Origin of the sequence: Alkalilacustris brevis (assembly GCF_003350345.1) — a bacterium.
In the GTDB taxonomy this organism is placed as follows: Bacteria; Pseudomonadota; Alphaproteobacteria; order Rhodobacterales; family Rhodobacteraceae; genus Alkalilacustris; species Alkalilacustris brevis.
On sequence record NZ_QNVJ01000039.1, the window covers coordinates 50930 to 58978 of the forward strand.

The 8049-nt window shown below is 64.8% G+C and carries 8 protein-coding genes; 3 read left to right on the forward strand and 5 right to left on the reverse strand.

All coding sequences use genetic code 11. From position 1 onward, the window contains the following. Window positions 1-171: 171 nt before the first annotated feature. Both rlmN and DQ229_RS05655 read right to left on the reverse strand, forming a co-directional pair. Window positions 172-1362, reverse strand: a complete 1191-nt coding sequence (gene rlmN / locus DQ229_RS05650) for a dual-specificity RNA methyltransferase RlmN (RefSeq protein ID WP_114965298.1) — start codon at window positions 1360-1362, stop codon at window positions 172-174. 194 nt (window positions 1363-1556) lie between these two features. Then, window positions 1557-2084: an invasion associated locus B family protein gene (locus DQ229_RS05655; protein WP_114965299.1), complete on the reverse strand. Its 528-nt coding sequence runs from the start codon at window positions 2082-2084 to the stop codon at window positions 1557-1559. Window positions 2085-2385: 301 nt separating this feature from the next. On the opposite strand from DQ229_RS05655, the gene DQ229_RS05660 reads away from it, so the two are divergent. Further along, window positions 2386-2628 (forward strand): GlsB/YeaQ/YmgE family stress response membrane protein, encoded by a 243-nt coding sequence (locus DQ229_RS05660; protein ID WP_114965300.1) that lies wholly within the window; start codon window positions 2386-2388, stop codon window positions 2626-2628. A 7-nt stretch (window positions 2629-2635) separates the two neighbouring features. On the opposite strand, the gene DQ229_RS05665 is transcribed toward DQ229_RS05660, so the two are convergent. The 3 genes from DQ229_RS05665 to DQ229_RS05675 are packed head-to-tail and all read right to left on the reverse strand — an operon-like array spanning window position 2636 to window position 4610. Next, the gene (locus tag DQ229_RS05665; protein ID WP_114965301.1) at window positions 2636-3259 is read right to left on the reverse strand and encodes a trimeric intracellular cation channel family protein; all 624 of its coding nucleotides are present in this window, start codon (window positions 3257-3259) and stop codon (window positions 2636-2638) included. 4 nt (window positions 3260-3263) lie between these two features. Continuing rightward, on the reverse strand, window positions 3264-3755 hold the full coding sequence (gene rnhA / locus DQ229_RS05670) for a ribonuclease HI (RefSeq protein ID WP_238380972.1): 492 nt from the start codon (window positions 3753-3755) through the stop codon (window positions 3264-3266). Window positions 3756-3779: 24 nt separating this feature from the next. Beyond that, window positions 3780-4610 (reverse strand): SDR family oxidoreductase, encoded by an 831-nt coding sequence (locus DQ229_RS05675; protein ID WP_114965316.1) that lies wholly within the window; start codon window positions 4608-4610, stop codon window positions 3780-3782. Between the two features lie 164 nt (window positions 4611-4774). Here DQ229_RS05675 and DQ229_RS05680 point away from each other — a divergent pair, with 164 nt between their 5' ends. Both DQ229_RS05680 and DQ229_RS05685 read left to right on the forward strand, forming a co-directional pair. Further along, window positions 4775-7084, forward strand: a complete 2310-nt coding sequence (locus DQ229_RS05680; RefSeq protein ID WP_114965303.1) for a DNA topoisomerase IV subunit A — start codon at window positions 4775-4777, stop codon at window positions 7082-7084. A gap of 85 nt (window positions 7085-7169) precedes the next feature. Next, window positions 7170-7820: a hypothetical protein gene (locus DQ229_RS05685; RefSeq protein WP_155326448.1), complete on the forward strand. Its 651-nt coding sequence runs from the start codon at window positions 7170-7172 to the stop codon at window positions 7818-7820. The last annotated feature ends 229 nt before the right edge of the window (window positions 7821-8049 follow it).

An 8049-nucleotide genomic window follows, 5' to 3' on the forward strand; every position in this document is an offset into this window, starting at 1 on the left:
GGCGGGAGATTGCGGAAATCAGGTTTTTCAGTACGATCCCGAATTGCCGAAAACGCGCGCACTTCCTTCAGCCGATGCGCCCACCCTGCGCCCTTCTTCTTGGCCCAAATATCCCTGCCGGAGGCCCCCGCCAGCCAGCAGCGCAACACCTGCGGCGCAGGGACAAAGCCCTCAGTCCTGCGACAGCCCCGCATCGGCCGCGATTTGCGCACGGGATTTGCGCCCGCGTTCGGTGGCCGATTTGAGCTGCCCGCAGGCGGCCATGATATCCTCGCCGCGCGGGGTGCGGATCGGGCTGGCGTAGCCCGCCTTGTGGACGATATCGGCAAAGGCCTCGATCCGCTCCCAGTCGCTGCGCTCGTAAGGGGCCCCCGGCCATTCATTGAAGGGGATAAGGTTTATCTTGGCGGGGATACCCGCGATCAGCTTCACCAGCCGGCGCGCATCGGCATCGGAATCGTTCACCCCTTTGAGCATGACATATTCAAAGGTGATCCGCTCACTGTTCGACAGGCGCGGATACTCACGTAATGCCTCGAGCAGCGCGGCAATGTTCCACTTCTTGTTGATCGGCACCAGACGATCGCGCACCTCGTCGGTGGTGGCGTGAAAGCTCACTGCCAGCAGGCAGCCGATTTCTTCGGCGGTGCGCGCGATCTCGGGCACCACGCCGCTGGTCGAAAGCGTGATGCGCCGGCGCGACAGGGTCAGGCCTTCGCCATCCATCACCACATGCATGGCGTCGCGCACATTCTCGAAATTGTAGAGCGGCTCGCCCATGCCCATCAGCACCATGTTCGAGATCAGGCGCGTCTCGTTTTTCGGCGCGCCCTTTTCGGGCCATTCGCCCAGGTCGTCGCGCGCCACCATGAGCTGGCCGACGATCTCGCCCGCGGTCAGGTTACGCACCAGCCGCTGGGTGCCGGTGTGACAGAACGAACAGGTCAGCGTGCATCCCACCTGGCTGGAGACGCACAGCGTCCCGCGCCCCTCCTCGGGGATGTAGACGGCCTCCACTTCGTGCCCGCCGGCAATGCGCAGCAGGTACTTGCGCGTGCCATCGAGCGAGACCTCGCGCCGCACCACCTCGGGCAGGGCGATCTCGAACTGCTCGGCCAGCTGGGTACGATAGACTTTCGCAAGATTTGTCATCTGCGCAAAATCACGCACGCCCCAGTGATAGACCCATTGCCAGATCTGGCCCACCCGCATCCTGGCCTGGCGTTCGGGAGTGCCGGCCTCGATCAGGGCCTCGCGCAATTGCTCGCGCGTCAGCCCGACAATGTTGCGCCGCGCGCCCTGATCCGCCTTGCGCGGAAGGGTCAGCACATCCTGGGTAATCGGCGCGATTGCGTTGGCCATGACAGTCACCGGCTGGGTTTGGGTTTGGAACCGGGCCTCATACAGCTTCCCGCGCGGTCAGGCAACACCCGCACCGATGCGGGCCGGGCGCTTACAGCTTTGCGAATTTTCGCTGAAACAGTCGAAAAGCTGTAAATTCTTGATGTTTCGCAACTCCGAACCGAAAAAGTCTATCAACTTTTTCTGGAGTTTCTTTAGCTGCAATTGGCCTCGACCGCCTCGACGATCGCGGTGAACCCGAACAGCGAGAAAGTGTCCTGTGTGTTTGTCCCGCGCGCGGAACGGCCTGTCACGACAGCCTCGGCACCACGTTTGAAGGCTTCGAGGATGCGCGCGTCGTCTTCCGGACTTGCCGCCCAAGCCCATTCGCCGCTGGTGAAAAGCTGAAAGGTGTCGTCGCCCACCTCGACCGAGACAGTCGAATCCTCGGCAAAGGGATAGCCACCTGTAAACGAGACTTCACCCGCAATTCCCTGTTCAGGGCGATAGCTGACGAAGATCATGATGTCGCCGCGCCGCACCGACACCACGTTGCCATCACGTGTATTGACCGTTTCCTTGGGGCTCGACACGGCCCAGCAGGCTTTCGGCTCTTCCTCCATGAAGGCGCTCCAGTCGGTTTCGACCGCAACGCGGTTGGTGGACTCTTCCTGTGCCGCCGCCATGCTGGCGAACCCCAGCACGGACGCTGCCGCCACTACCCCAACTATGCCTGTTTTCATATGTCCCAACGCCTCCAGCTGATCTTGTCCCGGCCCCGGCACGATTATGCCTCATGCACGGCCCCTGCACGATTGCGCAGCAGGGCCGCCCGTTCAACTCGATATGCGCGTAATAACGTGTTTTTCCCGAACGGCAAAAGCCCCCTGGGCAAAATTTCGCGCAACTTCGCGTGAGAAAGCAGGCGTCCGCCGCGCGGTGGCCACGATCAAGACGGGCAGCGCGGCGCGCGCAGGCTTGCATCGGCGCAGGTGCGGCGCATAGTGGGCGCGCGCGATTATCGTTTCAGCAGAGAGCCCCGTAATGCCCTCCATTCTGCTTCTGGTCCTGATCGGCGCCGCAGCCGGATATCTGGCGAAACGGCTGATGGGCCTCGATACCGATGTCCCCACCACGATCTTTCTGGGTATCCTGGGTGCGGTTCTCGGCAGCTTCGGGCTGCGGCTGCTCCTGACCGCGGCGCATTGGTTTGCGCTGCTTGTGGTCGCCGTGCTGGGCGCGATGCTGCTGGTCTGGCTCTGGCGGGTGCTGGTCGAGGGGCGTTAGCGGGGCCCTATTGCCGCGGTGGCCGCGCCTTGTAGGACGGTAGCCGCCAGCCGAACAGAAGGCTGCCCGCACGCAACGCGAACGTGACCGCCGAACACAGCAGCAGCGCCACCGGCAGCGCCACCTCGACCTGATCGGCGAATGTGCCGGCGGCCGCTCCGGCGAACGCCGCCGTCACATAAAGCTCGCCCTGCTTCAGCACCAGGGGCACCTCGTTGCAGACCACATCGCGCATCAGCCCGCCAAAGCAGCCTGTGGCCACCCCCATGATCACCACGGTCACCGGATGCGCCCCCAGGCTCAGCGCCACGCCGACGCCCGCGGGCACCGCCACCGCCAGCGCGCAGGCATCGAACCAGCGCAGCGCCCGGTAGCGCGATTCGAGGAGATGCGCGGTAAAAAACACCCCCACTGCCGCAACGGATGCCAGCACCACATAGCCCGGCTCGGCCACCCAGAAGACCATGTCGCGCCCCAGCAGCAGATCGCGCAGCGTGCCGCCACCCACGGCCGTCAGGCTTCCGATGAAGACGAAGCCAACGATATCGAGCTGTGCCCGACTCGCCACCAACGCGCCCGAGAGCGCAAAAATGAAGACCGCCGCGTAATCGAGGGCCGGAACCATTCCCATGGCGCTATCCCTGCCCGTTGCCCGTTATGGCCCGCCTGGGGCGATACGGGGCCATGCCCGCGCGTGCCAGTTCATCGGCGCGCTCGTTCTCCGGGTGGCCCGCATGGCCCTTGACCCATTCCCAGTGCACCTTGTGGCGCGCCTGGGCATCATCGAGCCTGCGCCAAAGTTCCTCGTTCTTCACCGGCTTGCGGGTCGAGGTCTTCCAGCCATTGGCCTTCCAGCGCGCCAGCCAGTCGGTGATGCCGTTCTTCACATAGGCGCTGTCGGTCACGATGGTGATCTCGGACGGGCGGCTGAGGCTTTCCAGCGCGGCAATAGCGGCCAGCAACTCCATGCGGTTGTTGGTTGTGTCGGCCTCACCGCCCTTGAGTTCGCGCTCCTTCACGACAGCGTCGCCGCGCCGCGCCTGCATCAGCACCCCCCAGCCGCCCGGCCCCGGATTGCCGCTACAGGCGCCATCGGTAAAGGCAATAAGCTCGGTCTTGTCGCGCACGGCTGGCTCCATATGCTAAGTCATTCAGACACGGCCAAGCAGCCGGTCAAGCATGCGTGTGCTCAACGCCCGGCGCAACAGCCCGATCAGATGGGTGGGAAAGGTGACGTAGTAACGCGGTCGCGGGCGTCGCGCCTCGATCGCGTGGATCAGCTTGCGGGTGACAGCCTCGGGCGGCAGCTCGAACCGGTCGCGGCCAGCGCTTTCATACAGCCGCTTGCGCAGGCGCGTTCGGTACTGCTCGGCGCGCGGCGAGGCTTCCCAGTCGATCCAGCGCTCGAAATGGGCAATGGCGTTTTCGCGCAGGCGGCTGGTGATGGGGCCTGGCTCGATCAGCACCACATCGATATTGGCGTCGCGCATTTCCAGCCGCATCACGTCGCTCAGCCCCTCCAGCGCGAACTTGGTCGCGACATAGGCCCCGCGCCATTTCAGCCCCGCAAAGCCCAGAACCGAAGAACATTGCACGATCCGCCCGTGCCCTTGCGCCCGCATCAAGGGAATCACCGCACGGGACAGGCTGTGCCAGCCAAAGAAATTGGCCTCGAATATGGCGCGCAGGGCATCGGTGGGCAGGTCTTCGACGGCGCCGGGCGTGGCGTGAGCGCCATTGTTGAACAGCGCATCCAGCCGCCCGCCGGTCGCTGCGGAAAGTTCCGCCACCGCCGAATGAATGCTGGCCTCGTCGGTATAGTCTATGCGCAGGGTCTCAAGCCCCTCGGCACGCAGCCGGTCGCAATCGGCCGCCCGCCGGCAGGCCGCAAAGACACGCCATCCCCGCGCCGCCAGCGCATGTGCCGCATGATACCCGATGCCCGACGAGCAACCGGTGATCAGTATGACGCGCTGTTCCATGCCTGCCTCTTGCCTTTTTGCGCCGACATCCAGCCGCTCGCGCGGCCGCATTGCTCGTTAAGACCAGCATCGCGTGCAGGGCGCAAGCCCGCGCAAGGGCGACGCGCTCATGCAGCCCGAATTGCCACTGGACCGTGCGGCGCGCGCACTCTAAACCCGGCGACATGACCGATGCGCCCGACACACCCCAAAGCCCGATCGAAGGCCAAAGCACCGAACCGCTGCGCCGCGCGCTGGGGACGCGCTATCTGCAATATGCGCTTTCCACCATCATGCACCGGGCCCTGCCCGATGCGCGTGACGGGCTCAAACCTGTGCACCGGCGCATCCTTTTCGCCATGCGCGAACTGCGGCTGAGCTCGACCGGCGCGTTTCGCAAATGCGCCAAGATCTCGGGCGATGTGATGGGCAACTATCATCCCCACGGCGATCAGGCGATCTATGACGCGCTGGCGCGGCTGGCGCAGGATTTCAACATGCGCTACCCGCTGGTCAACGGGCAGGGCAATTTCGGCAATATCGACGGCGACAACCCCGCCGCCGCCCGTTATACCGAGGCCCGCATGACCGCCGCCGCCGAGGCGCTACTGGAAGGGCTGGCCGAGAACGCGGTCGATTTCCGCCCCAACTATGATGGCTCGCTGTCCGAGCCCGAAGTGCTTCCGGCGGCGTTCCCCAACCTGCTGGCCAATGGCGCCAGCGGCATCGCGGTGGGCATGGCCACCAACATCCCGCCGCACAACCTCGATGAACTGATCGCCGGCTGCCTGGCAGTTATCCACGACCCCGAGATCACCGACGATGCGCTGGCCGGGCATATCCCCGGCCCCGATTTTCCCACCGGCGGCGTGATCGTGGAGCCGGCCGAGAACATCCGCGAGGCCTATCGCACCGGGCGCGGCGCCTTCCGCCTGCGCGCCCGCTGGGAGCGCGAGGAACTGTCGCGCGGCACCTGGCAGGTCGTCGTCACAGAAATTCCCTGGCAGGTGCAGAAATCGCGCCTGATCGAACGCATCGCCGAGTTGATCCAGACCCGCAAGGTGCCGATCCTGGCCGATGTCCGCGACGAGAGCGCCGACGACGTGCGCATCGTGCTTGAGCCGAAGTCAAAGAACGTGGACCCGGAAGTGCTGATGGGACTTCTGTTCCGCAACTCCGACCTCGAGGTGCGCATCCCGCTCAACATGAACGTTCTGATCGACGGGCGCACGCCCAAGGTCTGTTCGCTCAAGGAAGTGTTGCGCGCCTTCCTCGACCACCGGCGCGAGGTGCTGTTGCGGCGCAGTCAGCATCGGCTCGACAAGATCGACCACCGGCTGGAGGTGCTGGAAGGCTTCATCATCGCCTTTCTCAACCTCGACCGGGTGATCGACATCATTCGCTACGATGAAGACCCGCGCGCCGCCCTGATGCGCGAGGATTGGAGCCTCGACCATCGCCGCGCCTCCTCCGAAGCCGATTACCAGCCCCCCGCCCCGGGCCTCGAGGGCGAACTGACCGAACTGCAAGCCGAAGCCATCCTGAACATGCGGCTGCGCAGCTTGCGACGTCTGGAAGAGCTGGAACTCAAGCGCGAGCACGACGCGCTACTGAAAGAACGCGCCGGGCTGGAAGACCTGCTCGAATCGCCCGCGCGGCAGTGGAAACGCATCGCCAGCGAGTTGGGCGACGTCCGCAAGGCCTTCGGCGCGGCAGCTCCCGGCGGCGCACGCCGCAGCGCCTTCGCCACCGCAGGCGAGGTCGAGGACGTGCCGATCGAGGCGATGATCGAGCGCGAACCTATCACAGTGGTCTGTTCACAGATGGGCTGGGTGCGGGCGATGAAAGGGCATGTCGCACTCGATTCGGTGCTCAAGTTCAAGGACGGCGACGCAGGGCGCTACATCTTCCACGCTGAAACCACTGATCGCATCCTTCTTTTCGGCTCCAACGGGCGGTTCTATACGCTGCTGGCGGCCAACCTGCCCGGCGGACGCGGCATGGGCGAGCCGGTGCGCCTGATGGTCGATCTGCCCAACGAGGCCGAGATCGTGGCGCTTTTCGCCCACAAGCCCGGCGCGAAACTGCTTGTAGCCTCCTCCGCCGGCGATGGCTTCTTGGTGTCCGAGGACGAAGTCGTCGCCCAGACCCGCGCGGGCAAGCAGGTTCTCAATGTGCGGGGCGAAACGCTGGCGCATGTCTGCCACCGTATCGAGGGCGATCATGTCGCCGTGGTGGGCGAGAACCGCAAGGTGCTGATCTTCCCGCTTGAGGAACTGCCCGAGATGACCCGCGGCAAGGGCGTGCGGCTGCAGAAATACAAGGATGGCGGACTGTCGGACGCAACCACCTTCACCCTGGCCCAGGGCCTGAGCTGGCACGACCCGGCCGGGCGCACCCGCACCGAAAGCGACCTGACCGAATGGCTGGGGCGGCGTGCGGGGGCTGGCCGCATGGCGCCGCGCGGCTTTCCACGCGACAACCGCTTCACCTGATCGTGGCCGTGCAGGATGCGGCCGCTTGATTGTGTTGTGGCGACAGCTCGTCTAAACACGGGGAGAGACGACAAGGATGGAGCCGATGCCCGCAATAGCCCGCAAATTTCGCCCGCTTGCACTGATCTGCGGCCTCGCGCTGCTGGCGGCCTGTGGCACGACCCGTGATCTGGAAGGCCCGGTGGAGCCGCTTGGCGATTTCTACCTTGGCCATAATATCGTGGTTGCCGAAAACGCCCAGCGCGGGCCACTCTCGCGCGAGGCGGACCCGGAGGAATGGCAGGAATCCCTCACCGCCGAAATCGACCGCCGCTTCCGCCGGTTCGATGGCGATCGGCTCTATCACCTCGCCATCAATGTCGAGGCTTATGTTCTTGCAGTGCCGGGCATCCCGGTAGTGGCCGCACCGAAATCGGCACTGATCTTCGGGGTCACGGTCTGGGACGATGCCGCGGGCGGCAAGATCAACGAAGAACCACATCGCATCACCGTGCTGGAGAACCTCAGCGGTGAGACTGTCATCAGCTCCGGCCTGACGCAAACCCGCGAGCAGCAGATGCAAAACCTATCGATCAACGCGGCCAGCGCAATCGAACGCTGGCTGCGCCGCAACAGCGAATGGTTCGGGGGCAACGAACCCACATTGCTGAGCGACGACGATGCGGCTTCCGACGCCGAGGGCATGGGGCCGGAGATCGAGGTTTTCGACCCTGCGGCCACCGCGCCACAGGCCTGAACGCCGGGCGCACCGGCACCTTCCCGCCACATGGCACGATGCAGCGTGCGCGCTGTTTCCCGGATACGCACGAAGCCCTTGATTTTCGCGCGTGCAGTGAGTAGACGGCGCGCGATGCTCAACCGGGCCCATCGACGGGCCACAATCAAGAACGGGGCGCCGCGACCATGGCAAAGGCAAAGTTTGAACGCAACAAACCGCACGTCAACATTGGCACGATTGGCCACGT